This is a genomic window from Amycolatopsis sp. 195334CR, from assembly GCF_017309385.1.
Taxonomy (GTDB): Bacteria; Actinomycetota; Actinomycetes; order Mycobacteriales; family Pseudonocardiaceae; genus Amycolatopsis.
The window spans coordinates 1482094-1504481 of sequence record NZ_JAFJMJ010000002.1 but is presented as its reverse complement, the minus strand read 5'-3'; the positions used below and the strand labels follow the sequence as shown (position 1 = coordinate 1504481).

General features: G+C 70.8%; 25 protein-coding genes, 1 tRNA gene and 1 pseudogene. 7 read left to right on the top strand and 20 right to left on the bottom strand.

Annotated features, from left to right (window positions below; all coding sequences use genetic code 11):
* The first annotated feature begins 7 nt into the window (after positions 1-7).
* From JYK18_RS30060 to JYK18_RS30035, 6 genes and pseudogenes are all read left to right on the top strand, one after another.
* A complete protein-coding gene (locus JYK18_RS30060) occupies positions 8-406 on the top strand; it encodes a hypothetical protein (RefSeq protein ID WP_206806806.1) in 399 nt (132 codons plus the stop codon).
* Positions 403-2223 carry a PPE domain-containing protein gene (locus JYK18_RS30055; RefSeq protein WP_206806805.1) on the top strand — a complete coding sequence of 607 codons (1821 nt, stop codon included), beginning with the start codon at positions 403-405 and terminating at the stop codon, positions 2221-2223. The genes JYK18_RS30060 and JYK18_RS30055 overlap by 4 nt, the downstream gene beginning before the upstream one ends.
* Positions 2220-2990 (top strand): ESX secretion-associated protein EspG, encoded by a 771-nt coding sequence (locus JYK18_RS30050; RefSeq protein WP_153033273.1) that lies wholly within the window; start codon positions 2220-2222, stop codon positions 2988-2990. Before JYK18_RS30055 ends, JYK18_RS30050 begins: the two co-directional genes overlap by 4 nt.
* Before the next feature lie 14 nt (positions 2991-3004).
* Positions 3005-3292 (top strand): annotated as a pseudogene (locus tag JYK18_RS47020) (type VII secretion target); the annotation flags it as partial.
* Between the two features lie 740 nt (positions 3293-4032).
* On the top strand, positions 4033-4635 hold the full coding sequence (locus JYK18_RS30040; RefSeq protein ID WP_206806803.1) for a YbaB/EbfC family nucleoid-associated protein: 603 nt from the start codon (positions 4033-4035) through the stop codon (positions 4633-4635).
* A gap of 16 nt (positions 4636-4651) precedes the next feature.
* Positions 4652-9484, top strand: a complete 4833-nt coding sequence (locus JYK18_RS30035) for an RHS repeat-associated core domain-containing protein (protein WP_206806802.1) — start codon at positions 4652-4654, stop codon at positions 9482-9484.
* A 4-nt stretch (positions 9485-9488) separates the two neighbouring features.
* Here the strand turns inward: JYK18_RS30035 and JYK18_RS30030 are convergent, their stop codons facing one another.
* Positions 9489-12866 carry a bifunctional RecB family nuclease/DEAD/DEAH box helicase gene (locus tag JYK18_RS30030; protein ID WP_206806801.1) on the bottom strand — a complete coding sequence of 1126 codons (3378 nt, stop codon included), beginning with the start codon at positions 12864-12866 and terminating at the stop codon, positions 9489-9491.
* Between the two features lie 156 nt (positions 12867-13022).
* Between JYK18_RS30030 and JYK18_RS30025 the strand changes: the two genes are divergently transcribed.
* Positions 13023-13096: transfer RNA gene (locus JYK18_RS30025), tRNA-Pro, on the top strand.
* Positions 13097-13212: 116 nt separating this feature from the next.
* Here the strand turns inward: JYK18_RS30025 and JYK18_RS30020 are convergent.
* The 19 genes from JYK18_RS30020 to JYK18_RS29930 all read right to left on the bottom strand — a co-directional run bounded on the left by JYK18_RS30020 (position 13213) and on the right by JYK18_RS29930 (position 22355).
* Positions 13213-14409 carry a site-specific integrase gene (locus JYK18_RS30020; protein ID WP_206806800.1) on the bottom strand — a complete coding sequence of 399 codons (1197 nt, stop codon included), beginning with the start codon at positions 14407-14409 and terminating at the stop codon, positions 13213-13215.
* Positions 14409-14585 (bottom strand): helix-turn-helix domain-containing protein, encoded by a 177-nt coding sequence (locus JYK18_RS30015; RefSeq protein ID WP_206806799.1) that lies wholly within the window; start codon positions 14583-14585, stop codon positions 14409-14411. Before JYK18_RS30015 ends, JYK18_RS30020 begins: the two co-directional genes overlap by 1 nt.
* Complete coding sequence (locus JYK18_RS30010) at positions 14582-15919, bottom strand: replication initiator (RefSeq protein WP_206806798.1); 1338 nt, start codon at positions 15917-15919, stop codon at positions 14582-14584. Before JYK18_RS30010 ends, JYK18_RS30015 begins: the two co-directional genes overlap by 4 nt.
* Before the next feature lie 70 nt (positions 15920-15989).
* Positions 15990-16847: a hypothetical protein gene (locus tag JYK18_RS30005; protein WP_206806797.1), complete on the bottom strand. Its 858-nt coding sequence runs from the start codon at positions 16845-16847 to the stop codon at positions 15990-15992.
* Positions 16848-16880: 33 nt separating this feature from the next.
* Positions 16881-17183 (bottom strand): hypothetical protein, encoded by a 303-nt coding sequence (locus tag JYK18_RS30000; protein ID WP_206806796.1) that lies wholly within the window; start codon positions 17181-17183, stop codon positions 16881-16883.
* A gap of 29 nt (positions 17184-17212) precedes the next feature.
* Positions 17213-17512 carry a hypothetical protein gene (locus tag JYK18_RS29995; protein WP_206806795.1) on the bottom strand — a complete coding sequence of 100 codons (300 nt, stop codon included), beginning with the start codon at positions 17510-17512 and terminating at the stop codon, positions 17213-17215.
* 14 nt (positions 17513-17526) lie between these two features.
* Positions 17527-17820 carry a hypothetical protein gene (locus JYK18_RS29990; RefSeq protein WP_206806794.1) on the bottom strand — a complete coding sequence of 98 codons (294 nt, stop codon included), beginning with the start codon at positions 17818-17820 and terminating at the stop codon, positions 17527-17529.
* Positions 17821-17838: 18 nt separating this feature from the next.
* A complete protein-coding gene (locus JYK18_RS29985) occupies positions 17839-18240 on the bottom strand; it encodes a hypothetical protein (protein WP_206806793.1) in 402 nt (133 codons plus the stop codon).
* The gene (locus JYK18_RS29980) at positions 18237-18455 is read right to left on the bottom strand and encodes a hypothetical protein (protein WP_206806792.1); all 219 of its coding nucleotides are present in this window, start codon (positions 18453-18455) and stop codon (positions 18237-18239) included. The genes JYK18_RS29985 and JYK18_RS29980 overlap by 4 nt, the downstream gene beginning before the upstream one ends.
* A gap of 48 nt (positions 18456-18503) precedes the next feature.
* Positions 18504-18728 carry a hypothetical protein gene (locus JYK18_RS29975; protein WP_206806791.1) on the bottom strand — a complete coding sequence of 75 codons (225 nt, stop codon included), beginning with the start codon at positions 18726-18728 and terminating at the stop codon, positions 18504-18506.
* On the bottom strand, positions 18728-18952 hold the full coding sequence (locus JYK18_RS29970; protein ID WP_206806790.1) for a hypothetical protein: 225 nt from the start codon (positions 18950-18952) through the stop codon (positions 18728-18730). Before JYK18_RS29970 ends, JYK18_RS29975 begins: the two co-directional genes overlap by 1 nt.
* Positions 18952-20310 (bottom strand): FtsK/SpoIIIE domain-containing protein, encoded by a 1359-nt coding sequence (locus tag JYK18_RS29965; protein WP_206806789.1) that lies wholly within the window; start codon positions 20308-20310, stop codon positions 18952-18954. The genes JYK18_RS29970 and JYK18_RS29965 overlap by 1 nt, the downstream gene beginning before the upstream one ends.
* A 96-nt stretch (positions 20311-20406) precedes the next feature.
* Positions 20407-20589, bottom strand: a complete 183-nt coding sequence (locus JYK18_RS29960; RefSeq protein ID WP_206806788.1) for a hypothetical protein — start codon at positions 20587-20589, stop codon at positions 20407-20409.
* Positions 20590-20591: 2 nt separating this feature from the next.
* On the bottom strand, positions 20592-20855 hold the full coding sequence (locus JYK18_RS29955; protein WP_206806787.1) for a hypothetical protein: 264 nt from the start codon (positions 20853-20855) through the stop codon (positions 20592-20594).
* Entirely contained in the window at positions 20855-21034 is a 180-nt protein-coding gene (locus JYK18_RS29950) for a hypothetical protein (protein ID WP_206806786.1), read from the bottom strand. Before JYK18_RS29950 ends, JYK18_RS29955 begins: the two co-directional genes overlap by 1 nt.
* Positions 21031-21207 carry a hypothetical protein gene (locus JYK18_RS29945; protein WP_206806785.1) on the bottom strand — a complete coding sequence of 59 codons (177 nt, stop codon included), beginning with the start codon at positions 21205-21207 and terminating at the stop codon, positions 21031-21033. The genes JYK18_RS29950 and JYK18_RS29945 overlap by 4 nt, the downstream gene beginning before the upstream one ends.
* Before the next feature lie 160 nt (positions 21208-21367).
* Positions 21368-21508 (bottom strand): hypothetical protein, encoded by a 141-nt coding sequence (locus JYK18_RS29940; RefSeq protein ID WP_206806784.1) that lies wholly within the window; start codon positions 21506-21508, stop codon positions 21368-21370.
* A gap of 92 nt (positions 21509-21600) precedes the next feature.
* Complete coding sequence (locus JYK18_RS29935) at positions 21601-21738, bottom strand: hypothetical protein (protein WP_206806783.1); 138 nt, start codon at positions 21736-21738, stop codon at positions 21601-21603.
* Between the two features lie 230 nt (positions 21739-21968).
* Positions 21969-22355 carry a hypothetical protein gene (locus JYK18_RS29930; RefSeq protein ID WP_206806782.1) on the bottom strand — a complete coding sequence of 129 codons (387 nt, stop codon included), beginning with the start codon at positions 22353-22355 and terminating at the stop codon, positions 21969-21971.
* Positions 22356-22388 lie beyond the last annotated feature (33 nt).

Here is a 22388-nt window from a genome sequence, read left to right as displayed (position 1 = left end):
GCGGCTGATGCCCACCCAAGCGACGGTGGTCGCGCTCGCCGCGCGCGTGGAGCGGCTCCAGAAGCAGGTGGCGTCCGGCGACCTCGCACTGGACCCCGCGGTCGGCGACGAGATCCGCGGCATGCTGACCGAGCAGATGGACCAGGTGGACGTCTGGCTCCGCAAGGCCATCGACCTGGGCCGCCAGGCCCCGCTCGGGCAGAACCCGGTGGCCGACGCGATGGCCGGGAAGTTCCAGCAGCGGGCCGGCGACGGCGACTCCGCGCTGGCTGGCGTCCTGGTGCCCTACCGCGAACTGCTGGCCAAGGCGCACGAGACGGTGGGCACCGCCATGCAGCGCTACGGCGACTTCGAGCACCAGTCGATCAACCTGCTCCGCACCGCCAACGGGGAGACGAACGCGTGACTGACGAGAAGCCGGACCCCGCGGACCTGGCGCTGACGCAGACGCAGAACTGGCGTTCGCGCAGCCACCGCGAACTCTACGAATCGGTCCACCTCGGCAACGACCCCGGCCAGGTCGGGCAGCTCGCCGAGGAGTGGACCGGCATCGGCGCGGAGATGAGCGAGCACTCGCGCCGGATGGGCGAGCGGATCAAGGCCACCGAAAGCGGCTGGCGCGGCAACGGCGCGGACTCGGCCAGGGAATCGGTGATGGAGCTGGTCCAGTGGTCGGGCAAGGCCTCGACCACCGCCGAGGAGGTCGGCCGCCGGATCGGCGAGCAGGGCCGGATCATGGAGAACGCCAGGGCCACCATGCCCGAGCCGGTCGAGTTCGACTGGAAGGCGATGGTCACCAACGGCTTCGCCACCGGCGGGCTGGCCGGGTTCGCGATGGCCGTGCAGGACGTGCGGGCCAAGAGCGAGGAAGCCAACTCCGCGCACGAGCAGGCCGTCGCGGTGATGTCCAACATGGAGACCGCCTCGCGCGAGGTCGACAGCGGTACCCCGCGGTTCGAGCCGCCCGCGGTCAAGGCGACCCCGGCGATGCTGGGCCGCCCGATGATGAGCGTGGACGGCGAAGGCGGCGGTGGGGCCGGCGGCGGCGGGGGCGGCGAAGGCACCCTGCAGCCGTTCCAGCAGGGCACCCCGGCGAACCAGGGCACCCCGGCCACGCTCGGCACGCCGGCCGGTCAGGGCACCCCGGCGACGCTGGGCGCTCCGGCGGCCCAGGGCACTCCCGCCATGCCGCCGTTCAACGGCGACACGACCACGGCGGGCTTCACCGGCGGTCCGGGCGGGCCCGGTTCCCCCGGGAGCCCGCAGATGCCGGGCATGCCGCAGGTGCCCGCCGCGGGCCTGCCCGGCGGTCCCGGCGGTGGTGGTCCGGGTTCGCCCGGCAGCCCGCAGATGCCGGGCATGCCCGGCGGGATGCCGCCCGGCATCCCCGGTGGTGGCGGTCCCGGCTTCACCCCGAAGCCGGGCGACACCCGCCCGCAGAGCACCACCATGCCGAACTTCACCCCGCCGCCCGTTCCCGGCGGTGGCGGGCCCGACTTCACCACCAGCGGACGGCCCGGCGGCACCACGCCGCAGACCGCGCCGAACTTCGGCATGCCGAACCTGCCGACCGGCAACAAGGGCCCCGGCTCCGAGGACACCATCCGCCAGCCGCGGCCGACGCCGCCGAAGCTGCCCGACTTCAACGGGCCCGGTGGCTCGAACTACACCCCCGGCAACCCGTACGGCGGGCCCGGCGGCTCGAACAACCCGAACAGCCCGAACTACCCCGGCCCGAACCGGCCCGGCACCCCGCCGGTCATGCCGCCGCGCCTGCCCCCGTCCGGCATTCCGCCCATCCCGGGCGTCAGCGGCTTCGGCGGCGGTGGCGGTGGTGGCGGCGCCGGTGGCTTCGGTCCCGGCGGCGGCGGTGCCGGTGGAGCCGGTGGCTTCGGCCCCGGTGGTGCCGGTGGCGGCGGCGCGGGCGCCGGTGGTTACGGCCCGCAGGGTCCCGGTGCCTCGACCGGCGCGGGCCCCGGTGGTCGCATGCCCGGGGCGGGCTTCGGCCCGGCTGGGGTCGGCGGTGGACCCGGTGGCGCGCCGATGGGTGGCGCGATGGGCGGCATGGGCGCCGGCGCGGCCGGGGCGGGCCGCGGTGGCGAAGAGGACAAGGAACGGCGTTCGGCCGCCTACATCCAGGGCGAGGAGATCTTCCACGTGCCGGGTGAGGACCTGCCGCCGCCGGTGATCGGTGCGCGCAAGAAGAAGCCGGAGCAGCAGTGAACACTCCCGATTTCGTGCTCTCGGCGCACGAGTTCGACATCGTCTGGGGCGAGCTGGACCTGGGCAGGCTGCCGTACCCGCTGGACGTGCCGAGCACCGGCCGCACGGTCGAGCAGCGGGCGCAGCTGGCCGCCGAGGTCTACCGCGAGCTCGGCGACCGCGGCTTGGCCCGCGGCCAGCGGGTGGACGCGGACCTGGAGTCCCTGCTCCTGCTGCTCTCGCAGTTCGACGTGGCGGTGGACGCCATCGGGCACATCGGGTACCCGGTGCGCGCGCTGGCCGCCGCCCGGGGCAACGCCGCGGTGCTGGCCGTGCTCGCCGGTGGTGAGCTGTGGCTGAAGGAGATCCGGCCGACCGCGCTAGCCCGGTCCATCGTGGAGGTGCTGCCCTCGGCGGACGCCGGGCCCGGGCAGGCGATGTCCGTGCCCTACCAGGCGCTCGCCGAAGCGGCCGAGCCGCAGGAGGACGAGGACGACCCGTACGGCGGCGACCTCGACGAACGCGTGGTGCTCAGCCGGGCCGGGGTGTCGCGCAACGACGCCGGGGCGCTGGTCGAGCTGGCGAACAACCGCAAGGCCGGTGGTCAGCTGGGCGTGACCATCGGCGGGGGCAGGCGCACCGAGCGCGTGCCGACCCTGGTCACCTGGTTCGACACCCACCAGGGCCGCTACCTGATGGTGCGCGAGGACTCCTGGCTGAGCATCGCGCCCGCCGACAACGAACGCATCGAGCAGCGGGTGGCCACGGTGCTGGCCGGCGCGCGCTGAGGGGGAAGGCAGACATGTCCTACGAGGTCGAGCCCGAAGACCTGGTCGCGCACGCGAGTCACCTCGACGGGGTGACCGACCGGCTGAACACCGCGCTGGACGCGGCGAAGACGGTGAGCATGGACGACAGCGCCTACGGGTTGTTGTGCTCGTTCCTGCCGCCGATCGTGAATCCCATGGAAGAGAAGGGGATGGAGGCGATCGGCGCCGCGGTGGAGGGCGTGGAGACCACCGCGGGCAACGTGCGCAAGGCCGCCGACGCCTACCGCGAGTCCGACAAGGCCCACGTGGAGCCGCTGAAGAAGTTCCAGGCGGACGCCGAGGGGACGAAGGTGGTCGAACTGGCGGGCTCGTCCGGCGGTGGCGGCGGCGGGGGTGGCGGCGGTGACAAGCCGTCCAGCTGGCAGAAGCCCGCGCTCCCCAACGAGGAAGCCACCCCGGCCCAGCAGGGCACGCAGCGCCCGATGCCCTTCCAAGGCGGTGAAGGCCAAGACGCCACTCCGGCTCAGCAGGGCTTGCCGTCCAACTGGCAGAAGCCCGCGCTGCCCAACGAGGAAGCCCAGGGCCTGCCCTCCAACTGGCAGAAACCCGCGCTCCCCACCGAGGACGCCACCCCGGCGCAGCAGGGCACCCAGCGGCCGATGCCGTTCGAAACCGCGCAGCGGGTCGGCACCGTGCAGCCGGAACCGTTCCAAGCCGCCGAGCGCCAGGACGCCATCCGGCCAGAGCCCTTCCAGGCAGCCGAACGCCAAGACGCCATCCGGCCAGAGCCCTTCCAGGCAGCCGAACGCCAAGACGCCATCCGCCCCGAACCGTTCCAAGCCGCCGAACGCCAAGACGCCATCCGCCCCGAACCCTTCCAGGCCGCCGAGCGCCCGACCTTCACGCCCGCCCAGCAGGGCGAGCCCATGGTCACCCCGGCCCACGAGGCCGTCCAGCGTCCCGAGCCGTTCCAGGTGGCCGAGCGCCAGCAGGCCGAGGAGATCACCCCGGCCCACTCGAACCGCATCATCTGACCGAGCCAAGAAAGCGGTAGATCAGCATGACCAACCCACTCGGTGCGCTCGGGCAGGACCCGTCGCAGGTGGAAGCCGACATCGACCGGTGGGCGCAGGGCTTCGCCGAGAAGGCCCAGCGGTACCAGGCCGCGCAGGCGCAGGTGGACCAGATCCGGACCACCGCGAGCAGCCCGGACGGCACGGTGAAGGTGACCGTCCGCGCCGACGGCAGCGTCACCGACCTGCAGTTCAGCGACCGCATCCGGCAGATCGCCCCGGCCGAGCTGTCGGCGATGGTGATGCGAACCATGCAGACCGCGCAGTCGCAGGTGGTCGGCCAGGTCGGCGAGACCATGCAGGCCAACCTCGGCGACGAGGACCAGCAGACCCGCTCGCTGATGATGGACGAGCTGCGCACGCGCTTCCCCGAGCCCGACCCCGAGGCCGAAGCCGCCGAGGACGCGGTGTCCGGGAAGTGGGACTACGACGAGGGCGACGACACCCCGCCGCCACCACCGCCCGCTCCCCCGGCGCCGCCCGCACCTCCGGCACCGCCCGCCCCGCCCGCCGCCGGGCCGACCCGTCGCCGCCGTCCGGACGACGGCGAGGACGACGTCGATCCCGACTTCGATCCGCTGCGCGACTGACGGGACTGGGTGAGTCGTGGGCAATCCACTGGTAGCCGAGGTCAAGGACTCGACCACGGCGATTTCCGGCGTACCGATCCTGGAGTCGATCTCCGAGACCAGCAAGGCCATCGAGAGCGGTGACTGGGCGGCGGGCGTGATGGGCGCCGCCGGCACCGCGCTCGACGCCCTCGGCATGGCGATGGACCCGTTCGGTTCCATCCTCGCCGCCGGGGTCGGGTGGCTGATCGAGCACTGCGGTCCGCTCTCGGACGCCCTCGACGCGCTGACCGGGAACCCGGACGAGATCAAGGCGCACTCGGAGACGTGGAAGAACGTCGGCACCGAGCTGTCTTCGATCAGCGCCGACCTGGCCAAGATGATCGAGGAGGACACCGCCGGCTGGCTCGGCCCTGCAGGCGACGCCTACCGCACCCGCGGCGCCGACACGGCCACGCTCATCGCCGGTGCCCAGACCGCCGCCGAAGGTGCCTCCAGCGGCATCGGCACCGCCGGTGAAGTCGTCGGCGCCGTGCGGTCCCTGGTCCGCGACATCATCGCCGAACTGGTCGGCCACATGATCAGCTGGGCGCTCCAGGTGCTGTTCACCCTCGGCATCGGTCTCGCCTGGGTGGTGCCGCAGGTCGTCTCCGCGGTCGCCAAGACCGCGATGAAGATCGCCGACATCACCAAGAAGCTCGTCCAGGCGCTGAGCAAGCTCTCCCCGCTGCTCAAGAAGCTCGGCGACTCCTTCGGCGACGCGGCCAAGGCCCTCAAGAACATCAAGGGCGGCAACCAGCCCAAGCCGGAAACCACCCGCGGCGGCGGCGACACCAGCACCAGCAGCGCCGGCCCCACGCCCAACCCGCCCCCGGGCCAGAGCAACGGCGGCAGCACCACGCCGAGTTCCGCGCCGAAGGACCCGCCGCCCACGCCCACGCCCAACCCGCCCCCACCGCCGACGACGCGGTCACCGGACCCCACGCCGACCCCGACGCCGACGCCCACCCCCGCGCCGAAGCCGAACAACAGCACGACGAGCAGCAGCGCGCCCAGCAACCCGCGCGGGACGTCGGTGCCACCGCCCAAGCGCAACTGCGAGACCGACCCCGTCGACGTGGCCACCGGCGAGGTGATCCTGGAACAGTCCGATTTGGACCTTCCCGGCCTGCCGCTGGAGCGCGTGCACGTCTCCTCCTACCGCGCCGGCCGCCATTTCGGCCCGTCCTGGGCGTCCACAGTGGACCAGCGGCTGGAGGTGGACACCAACGACATCTGCTACGTCGGTCCCGACGGCCTCATCCTGGTCTACCCGCTGCCCGCCACCGGTGAGCCGGTGCTCCCGGTCGAGGGCCCGCGCTGGCCGCTGTCCCGCCACGCCGACGGCAGCTTCACCGTCGGCCAGCCGCAGCGCGAGCTGCACTTCACCGGCGCCGGGCCGATCCGCCGCCTGCACGCGGTGGACACCGCCGACGGCGACCGGATCGAGCTGCTCTACGACGACGCCGGTGCCCCCGCCCTGCTCACGCATTCGAACGGCGTGCGCGTCCGGTTCCAAGTGGACGGTGGCAGGCTGACCGAGCTGAGCGTGCTCGGCGGCGACCGCACCCCGGACGTCGTCGTGCTGACCTACCGCTACGACGACCGCGGCCACCTCACCGAGGTGGTCAACTCCTCCGGCCTCCCGACGCGCTTCGACTACGACCACGAAGGCCGGATGACCGGCTGGCAGGACCGCAACGGCGTCTGGTACCGCTACGTCTACGACACCGAGGGCCGCTGCGTCCGCACCGTCGGCGACGGCGCGTTCCTCGACGGCGCGTTCACCTACGACCGCGAACGCCTGCTCACCACGTACACCGATTCACTCGGCAACACCAAGGTGTTCGAGCTGAACCAGGCGGGCCAGACCGTTCGCGAGACCGACGCGCTCGGGAACGTGACCGCCTTCGACTGGGACCGCTACGACAACCTGCTCTCCCGCACCGATCCGCTGGGCCGCGTCACCCGCTACGACTACGCCCCCGACGGAACGCCCACCCGGATCACCCGGCCCGACGGCAGCGTGGTCACCCTCGAGCACATCGGCGAGGTGCTGACCTCGGTCAGCGTGGACGACGGAACCCAGGTGTGGCGCCGGTACTACGAAGCCGGGGCCGCTCCGGACCCGGCCACCGACGCGGTCGGCGTGGCCAGTGCGTACCGGACCGACATCCTGGCGAACCAGCCGCCGCAGCCCGATTCGGCGGACCGCGACCAGTTCGGCAGGCCGCGCTCGGTGCCCGAGGTCGGCGGCGGCCGGGTGCTGCTGGGCTGGACCGTCGACGGGAAGCGCGCGTCGCGGACCGGCACGCGGTCCGAACGCGCGGTGTGGCGGTACGACGGTGAGCAGAACGAGGTCGAGCACGTCGACGAACTCGGCCAGGTGACCCGCCGCGACTACGGCCCGTTCGACTCGCTCGTGGCGACCACCGATCCCACCGGCGCGCGCACCGTGCACGCCTACGACACCGAGCTGCGGCTGGTGTCCACCACCGATCCGACCGGTCGCGTGTGGACCTACCGCTACGACGCCGCGGGCAGGCTCACCGGCCAGACCGACTTCGACGGCCGGAGCTGGACCTACGAGCACGACGCCGCCGGGCAGCTGGTGCGCTCCACCGCCCCGGACGGCGCCGTCACCGGCTACCGCTACGACGTGCTCGGCAACCTCGTCGAGCTGCACACCCCGGCCGGGGTCACCACCTACGCCTACGACCCGGTCGGTGAGGTCGTGCGCGTGGCCTCCGCCCATTCGGTGGTGGAGTTCGAGCGCGACGAGTACGGCCGCGTCGTCCGCGAGTCCGTCGACGGGCTGGCGGTGACCTTCGCCTACGACGCCGACCGCAACACGATCCGGCGGCGGACCCCGTCCGGCGCCGAGAGCGTGTGGTCCTTCGACGAGGCGGAACAGCCGATCTCGCTGACCACCGCCGGGCACACCGTGCGCTACCGGCTCGACGAGGACGGCCGCCCGGTCGCCCGCGACGTCGACGGCGCCAGCGTGCTGGAGCAGTCCTTCGGGCCCGGCGGCAGGCTCACCGCCCAGCACCTCACCGCGGGCTCGGTCCCGGTGCAGCGCCGGGGGTTCGAGTACCGAGCCGACGGCAGCCTCGCCGGCGTGCACGACGAACTGACCGGCCCGGCCAGGTTCACCCGCGACGCCGCCGGCCGCATCACCGCGGTGTCCACCGCGCACGGCCAGGAGGACCTGCGGTACGACCCGGCGGGCAACCTGACCGGCTGGTCGGGCGGCGCCGGGCTGAGCTTCGACTACGACCACCTCGGCCGCCGCGTCCGCCAGCGCCTCGGCGACCGGTCCTGGGAGTACGTCTGGACCGGCGAACTGCTCACCGAGCTGCGGACCCCGGACGGCAACCGCTGGCTGTACCGCTACGACCCGCTGGGCAGGCGCACCGCGAAGCAGTGCGTGCGGCCCGACGGTTCGGTCGCCGAGTCGTTCCGGTTCGTCTGGGACGGCACGGTGCTCATCGAGCAGGAGCACACCGACGTCCACGGCGCGCGCTGGATCACCACCTGGGACCGGCTGCCCGGCACCGCCGCCCCGGTCACCCAGTTCGAACGCGGTCCAGCCGGCGCGCGGTTCCACTCGGTGGTCACCGACGCGGTCGGCACGCCCACCGAGCTGGTGGACGAGCGCGGGCAGCTGGCCTGGAGCGGCCGCCGGACACTGTGGGGCCGCGAACTGCCGTCCCCTGGCGCGCGGGCGGCAACCCCGCTGCGCTTCCCCGGTCAGTACGCGGATGCCGAATCCGGCCTGCACTACAACGTGTTCCGCTACTACGACCCGGCGTCGGCCCGGTACCTCAGCCAGGACCCGCTGGGCCTGGAGGCCGGGCCGAACCCGACCGCCTACGTCACCGACCCGTTCGCCGAGTTCGACCTGCTGGGCCTGATGAACTGCTCGACCACGACGCCGTCGGGCAGCGGCAGCGGCAACCCGCCGTCGGGGAACCCGCCGGCCAAGCACAACGCGGGCAACTCCGGTGGCAGCTCGGCCACGCCGACGCCCCCGCCGAACAAGGGCAAGCGCAAGGCCGACGGCTCGGGCAACAACCCGCCCGCCAAGAAGCCGAAGAAGAACACCGACCCCTTCGCGAAGCGCCCGGCGTTCAACAAGGCCACCAAGGACGAGCACAAGAACCGCAAGGACGACCCGAACGATCCCGCCTACGGCAGTGGCGGCGACTACGACGGGCGCCACATCATCTCGTGGCAGACCATGCGGGACAACACGAAGGCGTGGGTGGACGAGAAGTTCCCGCCCGGGCACCCCGACCGCGACGCGATGACGAAGAAGTACGTCGACGAGCTCAAGCAGATGAACACCAAGATCGAGAACCTGCCGCTCGGCGAGGGCGAGATCAACTCGTCGATCGGGCGCGTGGTGGACAACTTCAAGACGGTCGAGTCGAGGATCGACGGCACGTACACGCCGTCGGGCAAGAACCAGCCGGACGCGCCGATGAACCCGAGCGACGCGTTCGACAAGTCGTCCGGGTACTCGAAGGAGCACCGCGCGGAGTTCGCCGACCCGATCTTCAAGGCCGCGGACGACATCAAGGACCCGAAGGAACGCCAGGAGTTCCTCGACGACGTGAAGTTCTCCTCCGACTTCGACTGGCCCGGCGGCACCACCGCCGAGCACAAGGAGTGGAAGAACATCCGGAACGAGTTCGACAACCTGGGCAAGAACCCGGGCGACTACACTCCGGCCCACGTCGACGACCTGATCAACCGGTTCAAGGCGCTCGACGCCCCGTCCGGGAGCCACCCCGGCGTGAACGAGTGGAACTCGCGGCCGAGGTAGGGACTCAGGCCTGGTCGAACGGCGTGGCTCCGGCCATCAGTCCGACCAGGCCGGAGACCAGCCGCATCTGGTCCACGGTGCGGATGTCGGCCTCGACCAGGCGTGGTGAGCAGACCAGCACCGCGACCGCCTGAGCTCGCGACAACGCGACGTTCAGGCGGTTGCGGGAGAGCAGGAAGTCCAGGCCGCGCGGCAGGTCCACGGCCGAGGACGAGGTCATCGTGGTGAGCACCACCGGCGCCTCCTGGCCCTGGAACCGGTCCACCGTGCCCACCCGCACCCCGGGGAAGCCCGCCTTCTCCAGCGCCCGGCCGACCACCCGCGCCTGCAGGTTGTACGGGGCCACCACCAGGATGTCGCCGTCGTCCAGCGGCCGGACCTCGCCGTGGTCCGTCCACTTGCGTCCGTGCAGCGCCCGCACGATGCGGACGATCTCGGCGGCTTCCTCCACCGAGCGCGTGGTGTTGCCCCGGTGGTCCACTTCGGACACGTACAGCCCGGCCCCGATGCCGTCGATGCCCCGGTCCGCGGCGGTCGGGTGGGCGTGCAGCCTGCCCGCGTAGGACAACTTCGAGACCGGCTCGCAGACCGCGGGGTGCATCCGCCGGGACTGGTCGAGGAAGTACCCCAGCTCGGGCGCGATCACGTCGGCCTCGCCGATCAGGTGCCCGAGCGCGGAGGCCTCCGCACCGGCCGGGTGCGTGCCCTGCACCACCTGGGGCAGCTGCTGCGGGTCTCCGAGGAGCACCAGGTTCCGCGCGCACATCGACACCGCGAGCGCGTCGGCCAGCGCGAACTGCCCGGCCTCGTCGACGATCAGCACGTCGAACGGCTCGGCCCGCAGCGCCGCGTTGGCGAAGGTCCACGCGGTCCCGCCGACCAGGTGCCCGGTGTCGTGCTCGGTGCGCCAGCGGGCCAGCGAGTTGTTGTCCTTCGGCTGTTCCCAGGGCAGTTCCGGGTCCGGCGCCTTGCGCGGCCGCTTGGCGCACGGCAGTTCCGGCGCGTTCGCCATCGCCGCGGTCAGCACGTTCTCCACGGCCTTGTGGCTGTTCGAGGTGACCGCGACGGTCTTCCCGGCCCGCACCAGGTGCGCGATCAGCTTGCCCGCCAGGTACGTCTTGCCCGCGCCGGGCGGGCCCTGCACGGCCAGCGCCGAACCGTCGAGCGCGTCCACCGCCTCGATCACCGTGGCCACCAGGTCCTCGCCCGGTGCGGGGAGCTTCTTGCCCTTCCTCAGTCGCGGCGGCAGGCGGCGCAGCAGGTCGACGCCGGGGTGCGGGGGCAGCTTCGGCAGCCGGTCCACCACCAGCTGGGCCAGGTCGGCCACGGCCTCGTCCTTGGGCGCCGGCCGGACGGGATCGCCGGGCAGCACGGCCTGCGGCCGGTCCGCGGTGGTCTCGTCGACCTTGCTGCTCTCCTCGAGCGTGAGTTCCTCGGCCGACGCGGCGACGACCCTGGCGTCACGCGATTCCGGGCCGTAGCGCAGGCGCACCTTGTCGCCGGTGGTGAACGGGTGCGGGTGCTCGGGGTCGGTGGTGATGGTCAGCGCGCGCTTCGCGGTGCGGGCGCGGCCGGTCGGCGGCACCCACTCCCCCGCGTGGATCGAGACCGGGACCGCGCAGCTGGTGTCGGTTTCGAGGTCGGTCAGCGGCGCGGCGAGCTGGCGGAAGTGCTCCCACCACGCCGGGTTCGTCTCGCGGCGGTGGTAGCCGACCGAGGCGGCCAGCAGCGCCTTCGCCCGGTCGGATTCGGTGAACTCGACGGGGTCCGCGGGCAGGCCGTCGAGCAGCGGGTCGACCAGCGCGGCCAGGCGCGCGGCCCGTTCGGCCCGGCGCTGCGCGGCGACGTCGTCCGCGGTGTCCTGCAGGAGCGTGTCCTCCCCGGATTCGACCGGCAGCGGCTCGATCCCGGCCTTCTCCCGGATCTCGTGCAGGAACTCGAAGAGCTTCAGCGTGGACACGCAGTCGTACTCGTTGTAGTCGCTGATCCCGCGCACCACCTCGGCCGCCTGCTCGGTTTCCTCGAGTTGCGTGAGGGTCAGGTAGTCCTCGTAGGCCTCGATGCTCGACACGGCCGTCTTGACGTCGCCGTCGCGGGCCTCGGGCATGTACAGCGGTTCCAGGTACTTGATCGAGTAGGAGCGCTGGGAGACCAGCAAAGCCTTGCGCACCACGGCGTACAGGTCGATCAGGACGCCGCCGCGCAGGAGTTCGTCGACCTGTTCCTCGCGGGTGCCGTGCAGGGCGGCGAGTTGCTTGAGGGCGGTGACCTCATAGGGCGCGTAGTGGTAGACGTGGGCGCCGGGGTGCTCGGCCAGCCGCGCCGTGGTGAAGTCGACGAAGCGCTCGAAGGCCCGCTTCTCCTCCGGGCGGGAATGCGCCCAGAACGGGGTGAACCGCTGGCCGCCGTCCGTGGTCACCGCGCCGAAGAGGTACTCCAGGCCGGTGCCGCCGAGGGCGTAGGGGTCACCCTCCATGTCGAAGAAGACGTCGCCGGGACTGGGCTGCGGGAGCGCGGCGAGCGGTTCCTCGTCGATGATCTCGTAGCTGATCTCGCCGGTTTTGTCTTGTTTGACCTGGATCTTGGCCTGCGCGCGGAGCGTGGTGAAGCTGGCCGCGGACAGCTCACGCGGGCGGTCCTCGGACTCGGCCTCCGCGAGCGCGTCGATCGTGCCCAGCCCGGACTCGACCAGCTTGCGGCGCTGATCACTCCGCATCCCGGCGACGAGCGAGAGGTCCCGGTCGGCCTCACGGCCCGAGGCGCAGTGGTCGGCGAATCCGCAGCTGGCGCACCCCGGTCGCGGGTCGGCCCACAGCTGCACGGGCAGTTGGGCGGGCCGGTCGAGCAGGCGCGCGCGGAGGCGTCGCAGCAGGGGCAGGAAGTCGTCGACGCGGAGGGTGCGGGTGCTGCCGTCGCCGAGCAGCAGGTGCATGTTGGGCCCGGCGGGCCAGCCCGCGCTGCGCAACGCGTCGGCGTAGGCGGTGAGCTGGAGGACGGCCGCGGGCCGCGCGTGACGCGCGAGCTTGGTGTCGTACACCTCGTAGCGGCCCTGGTCGTCGCGCAGCAGGAAGTCGGCGCGCCCGGTGAACTGGCCGTCGTCGAACACGGCCTGGTAAACCACCGGCGCCCCGGACCACAGCGCGACGGCGGTGTCGCTCACGGCCGTCTCGTGGTCGACGTGCTCGATCTCGACGACGGCGTGCTTCTCCCCGCGGAACCGGTTGAGCGTGGCCTCCTCGTGCGCGCGGCCGTGCTTGACCGCGAGCTGGTCGGCGCCGCTGCCCGGGCGGGGTGCGTCCGGGAGGCCGGCCGCGAGCGCCTGCTTGAGCACGCTGCGGTGCTCGCACTCGAGGAGGTCGGCAAGATCGGTTGGGGTGTACACCGCCGCGAGTCTCCCCCAGCCGGCCCCCCACTTCCGCAACCGACACACCCCCGGCCGCTGACCAGGCGCTTTCGGTTCTTTCCCCCCTGCCTTCGGGCGTGCTGGGGGGACCCGCTAAGCTTCTCCACATCACCTCCCAGGCGGGAGGTCGACAGCCGGGCTGTGGCGCAGTTTGGTAGCGCACTTGACTGGGGGTCAAGGGGTCGCAGGTTCAAATCCTGTCAGCCCGACCGGCGAAAGGGCCGTCTACGCAGGTAGGCGGCCCTTTCTCATGTCTTCGGACGATCTTGGACACGCCTCCGCCCCGGAGCATGCAACATTTGTGCAATACGCCCCGGGGCGGTGATCACGCGGCCAGCGCCAAGGAGCGTTGCGTATCCAGCACGTCGGCCACCTCGTCGAGGCGATCCGGGAACAGGTGCCCGTAGATGTTCAGCGTCATCGCCGCGTCGGCGTGCCCGAGCATGAGCTGAAGGACCTTCACGTCCGCCCCGGCCGCGATGGCCAACGAAGCCGCGGTGTGCCGGAGCTTGTGCGGAGTCAGCCCCGCTAGATCCAGCTCGGCAGCCTCCACAGCCGCGTTGAACTCCCGCACGCGCCAGTTGTTCGCCCGCAGCGACTGACCGCGCGCCGTGGTGAACACCAGCTCGTTCGGATCGCGATCTTCGATCAGCGGCAGCAGCACGGGCACCAGGAACGCCGGAATCGACACCGTGCGCCGCTTGCCGTTCTTCGGTAGCCCTTCGTGCTGAACTCCGTTGACCTCGTAGAAGGTGACCGAGACGCGGATGCGCCGCTTGTCCAGGTCCACCTTGCCGACCCGCAGGGCGGCAGCCTCACCCCACCGCAGCCCCGTGTAGGCCAGGAGCAGGATCAGCGCCCGGTTGATCGCGGCACAGGCAGTCGGCCGGTCGTACTTCGTCCGCAGGCTTCCCGCCGCGTCGGCCAGTAGCTCGACCTGCTGGTAGCTCAGGTACACATGCTCGGCCTCGGGCTGCACGGGCAACTTCACCCCGCGTGCCGGATTCACGGCCAGGCGAGCCGGGACGCACCAGTCGAGCACCATCGCCAGGACGCGGTAAGCGTGGCGCGCCTGCGACGGCCCGAGCCCGCTCCCACCGTCGTCTTTGGACTTGAGGAGCTTCGCCACCCACACCGCGATGTCCTCCCGCTGGATCGCGGGCAACGGCAGCTCACCCCAGCGCGGCAGTACGTGGTTGTCGAGCAGCCCTCGGTACTTCCACCAGGTCGACGGCTTCAGATCGTGCCGGGACTCAAGCCACTTCTCGGCCATCTCCCCCAGCGAGACATTGGCGTCCACCGGATCGATGTAGGTCCCTGATTTGAGCGACGCTTCCAGCTCGGTTCGCCGGTCCTTCGCCGCCGTGCTGGTCGGCGACACCTCCGAGCGCAGCTTGCCCGCCCTGTCGTAGTACATCACCCGCCAGCGAGCGGGCGGCTTCCTGCCCTTGCGCTTCGCCCGGCGAGCCGCTTCCTGGTAGTCGACCGTGTTCAGCCGGTCGTAGATCCAGACGCGAGCCATCAGGCTCCACCCTGCTCAGCCACCCAGGCGCTCACGTCCTCGGGCCGGTACCGGATGTGCTTTCCCAGCCGGAGACCGGCAGGGCCGACGCGGCGGGTACGCCACTGGTACAGCGTGTTTACCGGAATCTGAAGGTAGTCGGACACGTCTTTGATCGTCCACAGTGGCTCGCTCATGAGCGGTTCTCCTTGCTGTATCGGGCTTTTCGGTCGGCGCGGATGCGCTCAGCGATCCCGGCCGCGAGTTCGGTCTCTGCGTCGGTGAGGTAGCCGGAGCCTTCGAACCACCAGTTGTTGACCACGGTGACCCCGGCGGGGTCGAGGCCGAGGCGGTCGAGGGTTTCGGCGCGCCGGTAATCGCGGCGGTCGCCCCGGATGACGCGGAAAGTCGTGGAGTAGAGCTGCGACTTGGTCAGGAAGTGGCCGCGGAACCCGAGCATGTGCGCCCAGCGGTGCAGGTTGAGCTTGTCGTACCGCTCCAGGTCGCCGAGGTCCCAGCAGGTCTCGATCATGCGCCGGTGGTGCGCGCTGACCTTGAGCAAAGCGATATCCCGTTCGGAGCGGATCGGCCGGTCGGCGGCCTCGCTCTTGCCGGTGCCCTTGGTGGCGTACTTGGCGATGTACCCGGCGAGCGCCTGCTCGCTGATCTCGCCGCCATCCTCGAACTCAGCCGCCGAGGCGGGGCGGATGTCGCGGACGTCGACCTGTTCGCCCCACACCAGCCGCAGCGGCGAGCCGTCCGGGCGGGCGATGACGTATTCCACCGCCCCAGCGGCGACGTGCACGGCGTCTCGCAGCAGGTCCGGTGTCGCCCAGGCGGGCGCGGGGTCGGCCGGTCCGTCGGGGCCGTCGAGGCGGAACACCGCGTGGTAGTGCACGAGCCCGCGCCGCTGGTACTCGGCGACCTTCGCGTAGGAGAGCCGGGCGCGGAACCGGAACGCCCGCACGGTCAGCCCGACCATGCGGGCGAGCGTGCGGCGCAGGCGGGTGGTGAAGCGCTGCCAGAGCGCGCCGGTGTTGGCCTGCCAGAGCACCGCGCCGGTGTAGTCGTAACTCTCCGGGTCCAGCGGCGACCCGAGACGGGTGTCGGCTTCGTGGTGGTGTTCCCCGCAGCCGCACGGGATGCGCTTCCCGCTGGCCGTGGTGCGGCGCCCGTGGACCGGCCCGAACGACGGGGCGGTCAGGGTGACGAACGCGCGCGTCTTATCCGCGACGTCCTCCGGGATCCCCTTGCTGCCACCGGACATTCCGGCGCGGATGAGGTGGAAGGCGTCAGCGGCGTAGCGGTCCGAGCAGTTCTGGCAGACCGTGGCGCGGCGGTTGCCGCAGGGGACGAAGATGTCTCCGCCGTGGTGGTGCAGCACCTTGCCGGTGAGCGCGTCTTGGATCTGGGAGGCTCCGGCGAGCCGGATGGGTTTGGCGCAGCCGTTGACCGCGTGCACGGCGGTGCGCCACTGGTCGTAGTCGGCGCGGGTGACGCGTTCGGCGATGCGGGATTCCAGGGTGAGCACAGGAGGCCCTTTCGTGCAGAAGGGCGGGGCGCGACCGGTGTTGGCCGTGCCCCGCCCTGGTGGTGCGGGTTCAGTGCGTGAGGGTGTGCCCGTTGCGTGGGGCGTGGTCGGCGAGGACCTGCGCGGCCACGGGTTCGGGGATCTTGACCACGGCGCGGATGTCGGCGGTGGTCGGCGTGCGTCCCTCAGCGCGTGCCGCGTCGAGCGCGGCGGTGATGCGGCCGGTCATCTCCGGCGGGAGTTTGACCCGGGAGGCCGGGGCTGGGTCCGGTGCCAAGGACGGCAGCGGCGGACCAGGCTGGTGCGTGCCGGTCGGGGCGGTCGGTGCCGCCGCCGGCCTCGGCCCCTCCGTGCCGTGGGGCACCTCAGCCGCGGCTTGCTCGCGGACCTTGGTGCACTCGGCCTGGATGATCGGCATGACTTCGGCGAGCAGGAACACCACGGTCGGGATGACGAGGTGGAAGAAGACGTTGCCCTTGGAGATGCGCCCGTCCGACGGGGCGAGTGCGGCCCAGACGTTCGCGATCAGCGTCGAGGCCAGCAGCACCCGTTTGAGCCACTTCACCGGCCGGTGGTCGACGTCGAGGCCGTGCACCAGCATCGCCGCTTCCCAGCGGAGCAGGGTGATCAGGATCCCGGCGAGCGCGGGTTCAGCGAGCCAGCCGCCCCACCACATCGGGTCAGCCGCGGTGAGGTGCCCGGCGAGGAAGTCGTGCACGCCGGTGGTGGTGAAGCCGAGCCCCACGGCGAGGAAGAACCACATGGTGCGGGTGATCGAGACGCGGAACCGGTCGGCGTTGACCGCCCCGAGGAGCGGGTTCGCGGCCAGCCGGTGCACGTCGCGTGCTTCGTCGAGCTGCGCGGCGAGCACCCGCACCCGGCGCGAGGTCTTCGGCGCCTGCGGGTCCTTCTTGGACTTGCCGAACACGAGAGGTCACCTCCCTTCGAGGCAGTTGCGGGGTTAGCCGCCGAACTCGGTGTGGAGCTGGTTGCGGAACTTCTTTCCGGCGTCGGTGAGGTCGAGCTGAGCGGTGGTGTAGGTGCCGTCGTCGAGACGGACCGCCTCTGAACGACCCGTGACCATCAGGTTGGCGTCCATGAGCCGGTCGGTGATCTCCTTGCAGTTCGGTTCGGCGTCGGCGTGCCCGACGTCGACCCAGGCGTATCCCGTGGCGGTGCTGTAGGCGCAGCCCTCACGGCACATGTCCAGCACGAACTTCGCTTCCCAGGCTTCGTCGTCGTTCAGGTCGGAGGTTTTGAGCACGAGCGGTGTCCTTTCTGGATCGTCCGGCGTCACAGCCCGAGCGCGGCGGTGAGCTTGCCGAGGAGCCGTTCCCCGGCGTCGGTGATGTACAGCTCCGCGGTGGTGTGCGACCCGTCGTCGAGCGGGACGCGGCACGGCTGCCCGACGGCGATGAGGTGGTGGTCGACGAGCCGGTCGGTGAGTTCGCGGTAGGCGGTGAACGGCAGGGACAGCAGGTCGATCGCGGCGTAGCCGGTTTCGGTGGTGCACAGCATTCCGGCGCGGCACATGTCGAGCGTGGTGTGCGCTTCCCAGCGCTCGTCCGCGCTCAGGTCGGCAACGGTGAGCACGAGCAGAGTCCTTTCTACAGCCCGAGCGCGGTGGTGAGCTGGTCAAGCAGCCGCTTCCCGGCGTCGGTGATGTCGAGCTGAGCGGTGGTGCGGTTGTCGTCGTCGAGCTGGACGACCTCGGCGCGGCCCCGGGTCATCAGGTTGGCGTCGACCAGCCGGTCGGCGATCTGCTTGCAGCTCGGGTCGGCTTCGGCGCATCCGGTGTCGACCACGGCGTAGCCGTCGGCGGTGGCGTAGAGGTAGCCGTCGCGGCACATGTCGAGCACCGTGTGCGCTTCCCAGCGTTCCTCGTCGGTCAGTTTGATCACGGCTGTGTCCTTTCGGGACTAGTCGAGGGGGCGAAGGGCGGACCAGCGGGCCAGCAGTGAGCGGCCGCGTTTGGTCAGCCGCAGTCCGAGTACCGGCCGCCGGACGACGCCGTGGTAGCAGGAGACCGTGTCGTACAGCGGTCGCCGTTGGGCGTAGCCCTGTGCGAGGAGCTGGTGCACGGCGTCCTCGTCGAGGGCCATGCGCACGCGGTCGGAGTCTTCGAAGACGACCACGCGGTCGGTGTCGTCGAGCAGCCCGTACCGTCCTTCGTGGACTTCGGCGAGCACGTCGACCGTGACGGCCGGGTTGCCCGCGGTTGAGCGCTGTCCGCGCTGGCGGACCGGCGGGCACTGCCGTCCGGGTGCCGGGCGGCCGGTGGGTGTCGGCGGGGTGCCGAACAGGTCGAGTTGATCGGTCATCGTGGTGTCCTGTCTCGGTCGAGGTCTTCTTTCGCAGCGAGGTCGCGCAGGACGAACCGCACGCCGAACAGGCCACCGGTGACGAGCAACGCGGTGATGCCGAACAGCAGCGAGGGGCCTTGCGCGTGGTAGATCAGGGCGAGCAGGGCGACGGCGGGAACGCCGAACTTGACGTAGACCCAGGCCCGCCACGCGAGAAATCCGATGCGCCACATGAGAAATGCCTCCAGTGAGGTCGAAAGAGGGTGGAGCGAGCAGGCGGGTCAGCGGCCGACGCGGTGCACGGCGTTGGCCAGGTCCCACAGCGCCCGACAGGCGTCGCGAACGGCGATGTGCTCCGGGTCTTCCAAGATCGCGTCTTCGGCGGCCTCAGGGCCGAGGCGGACCTGCACCTCAGCCTCGACCGCCCGGCACCACTCGTTGACGTCGGTGAACGCCTTGTCGATGGTGCGCGCGAGTTCGGCGTAGCAATCAGCGCGGAAGGGCATCAGGGACCCACCCTCCGCACCACGTCCAGCGCCTCGTTAACCGCGCTGAAGGCGTCCAGGGTGGCCGCGTACTCCGGGTCCTCGATCGGCCCGATCTCACCGGTGTGCCCGAGGCGGTGTTCAACGTCCTGACGCACCAGGTCGCACCACATCGAGCAGGTGTCGACCGCCTTGTCCCGCAACAGTCGCACGAGCCGGGCGTGGGTGTCCTCTCGCAGAGACATCACGCCACCACCCGCAGGTCCGCCGAGCGCCCGTTCTGGACGAAGGCCACGAGTTCGTCGATCTCGTGATCGGCGACGTAGGAAGCGCGGACCTGCATCGGCACCCGGGAACGCTGGCGGATGACGTAGCCGATACCGGCCGTGGCCGGGTCGTTCGGGATCTCGTCGGCCACCGCGCCCCGCAGCCGGGCGTTGTCCCCGAGCGCCATGTCCACATGGGAAGCCGCGGTAACCCGCAGGCAGAACCGGTCCGTGAACAGGTCACGGATCGGCACCGTGTCCTTCGTCGGCTCCTGCACCAGCGCCAGCATCGAATTACCGGTAGCGCGGCCCTGCGACCCGACCAACGCCAGCTGACGCCGCAACTCCCGAGCCGTGGACGGGTCGCCGTAGGCGAGCAGAGCGCCGATCTCGTCGAGCACCAGCAGATCCAGCGGGGTCTCCCGCGACACGGTGATCTTCCGTCGGCCCTCAGCGGCGAACTCGCGCTGCCGCTCCTGCATCGCCTCCACGTAGTCGCCCACCAGGTCCCCGCACGCCTCGTTGTCGGCGGCGTAGCGGTGCGCGATCGGAGCGAGCTTGGCGAACTCCATCTGCTTCGGGTCGCACAGCCACAGCCGCACCAGCCCATCCCGCAGCATCGGCGCCATCGCCCGCAACATGGACATCGGGATCGAGTTCTTCCCCGACCCTGTGGCACCGGCCCCGAACACGTGACGGCCGAGGATGCCCTGTCGCCACTCGTTGCCGTACTCGTCCTCGCCGACGTAGAGGTCGGCCAGGTCGACCGCGTCGGAGTCCCAGGGCATCTCCGGCGCGTCGATCACCTCGGTGAACGCCTCCGCCCGCTGGATCACCAGGCCGACGACACCGGGCTTGACCCGCTCGACCCCGACCCGGTAGGCGCGCAGCGCGTCGGCCAGCATTTCCGCGTTGGCCTCGAACTGGCGCACGTGCTGGCCCTTGGGCAGCGCCAGGTGCAGCACGTCCACGGTCGGCGAGTAGGCGCGCACCTTCGTGATGCGCGGGAAGTGCTCCTCACCGGTCTTGCGGTGCACCGTGTACAGGTCGCACGCCCGCAGCGTGGCCTTCCAGCGCGGACCGAGGTAGGCAGTCCAGCGGCGGCGCACCGCACGAAGCCGCGGAGCGGCCAGCCGGTCGAACGAGTCCGGGTGCGCCCGATACCAGGCGCCCAGGGCGGCAGTGGTCCCGCCGACGATGCCGCCGGTGGCGGCCCAGCCCAGCTCGACTCCGGCGCCGAAAGTGCCGGCCGGAGCGGCCAGGAACCCCGGGTGCCGCACCATCCAGGCTGCGGCCTTGATCTCGCGCCCCATCCGGCGCTTCGACGTGGTGTTCATGGTCTCGTGAGTCCCTTCCGGACTGCGGGCGAGACCGGCCCCGCGACCCGAACTAGCTGACCGGATCGCAGAGCCGATCCAGCCAGCAGGGGGTAGTTAGTTCTTGATCGTGGAGCGCGCGTCGTCGAGGGCGACGGTCAACTGCCCCATGGACTTCGCCATCTTGTCGTGCATCGCCTTGAGGCCCTCACGGCGCACGGGAATCCCGCGCATCGAGCGGCGCAACTGCCGCAACGCCGTGTCCACCTCGTCGAGCACCCGGTCCACCTGATGCGACATGCTCAGATCCTCCAATCGCGGGAGACGAGCTCCGCCTCGTACTTCTTGGCCTGCGAGCGCAGCCGGTCCAGTTCGTCGAACGCGCGCTGCCGCATGCCCTGGAGTTCTTCCTTGGTGGCCACGGTGAAGCCGCCCGGGGCGGCCTTGTCGTCGACCTTCTCGATCAGCTTGTCCAGCGAGTCGAACGCCTCCCCCACCATGTCCATCGCGGAGATGAACGCCCCGTACAACCGGCGAGCCCGCTGATTGACCGCGTTGATCTGCATTACTCGTACCTTTCGGTGTTGGTCAGCACCCACACCAAGCGGTGAAGGTCGCCGACGGTGACGGCCAGCACGCGTGTCAAGGACTCGTTGAGCGCGCCGGGCGGGTTGGTTTCGATGAAGTCGCCGTAGGTGTCGCTGATCGCGTCGGCGATGTTGCGCAGCGCCTGTTCCGTGGTCATGCCGCGATTCCCTTCTTGTGGTTCTCCGCCAGTTCCGAGGCGGAGGTCAGGTCCGCGATCAGGAACCGGACCGCGTTGCCCACCGCCACTCGCGTCTCCGGGTCGGGGCTTCCGTCGGCGAACCGGCGGTAGCTCACCCGCACGGCCCGGATGATGTCGTCGATCTCCTGCACTACAGCCCCTTCCTGACCACCGCTTGCGCCGCCGACAGGCCCGCGCAGAACCCCGCCCGCTACTGCGGGTCGACCGAAGCGTCCGGATCGGACAGGCACGCGGTGCGTTCCCGGTCGAGCAGGCCCACCAGGCGGCGGACCGTCGCGAACTTGCGGCGGCTCACCGGACCCGCACCCACAGGAACAGGCCCAGCATCAGCGCCGCGACCCCGAAGCCCGGCTGAGCCGCCGTCAGCGCTCCGGCCAGCACGAGCCAGAGCAAGTAGAACGTTGCGCGGTTCCAGACCGCCGTATTACCCATCGATCACACCTTCCATTGGGCACCGCACACCCGGCAGGTGGCGATACGAGTCGGAGAAAGCCAGAAATTCGCGGAACACACGTGGTCGGCCATCAGACACCCCGGGCCGGACCGTTCGGGTCGTACGTCGACAACCCGCCCACCAAGCACGGAACCGTCTGCTTCAGGTCTTCCCACCATTCGCGGTCACGCATGTAAATCACCTCTTCATCGCACGTCAGCACGGTCATGGTGAAACCCAAAGACCCCCGGAGAAATGCGTCCGGGAATCAATGCGCGCCACCATGTAGCGCGTATTTTTGGCATGAATCGGCCCACTCTGTATTTGTCAATGAACGAAGAAGTGCGCTGGCCCGACTCGAAACGGGCGACCTACCGGCTAGGGCAGCGCGGCCAGGGTGGTGTTAGCGGGACGAGGGGGAGGTTCCCGCGGCCGGACACCCACCGGTCATCAGCCGGGCTACGCGGCGGTGCTCAGCGCGTCGCGCCCGGCAGGCTTGAGGCCATCGGCCTTGAACCACAGACCCGAGCCGGTGATCTGCCCCGTCTCCTGGTCACGCATCTCGTAGGTGTTCAGCACCGGGTTGACCAGCTCCACATAGGAGCCCTCGGTGAACCCCTCCCCCGGGTCCGCCGACAGGTTCACCTTGATCTCCTCACCCTTACCGGTCCGTCGCCCCTCGACCGGCCGCGGCTTCGCGAACAGCATCACCACGAACTGCGTCTCACCGGCCCGGTTCGTCACCGTCTCGATCTCGCCGGTCTGCCGGTTCTCCCGCGTCTTCATCGTCGGCTCCTCGGTCACCATCAGCCGGTAGCCGCCGAAGTTGATCGCGATGTCCTTCATCAGTTCCTCGCTCCCCGGCTCGTATACCCCCTC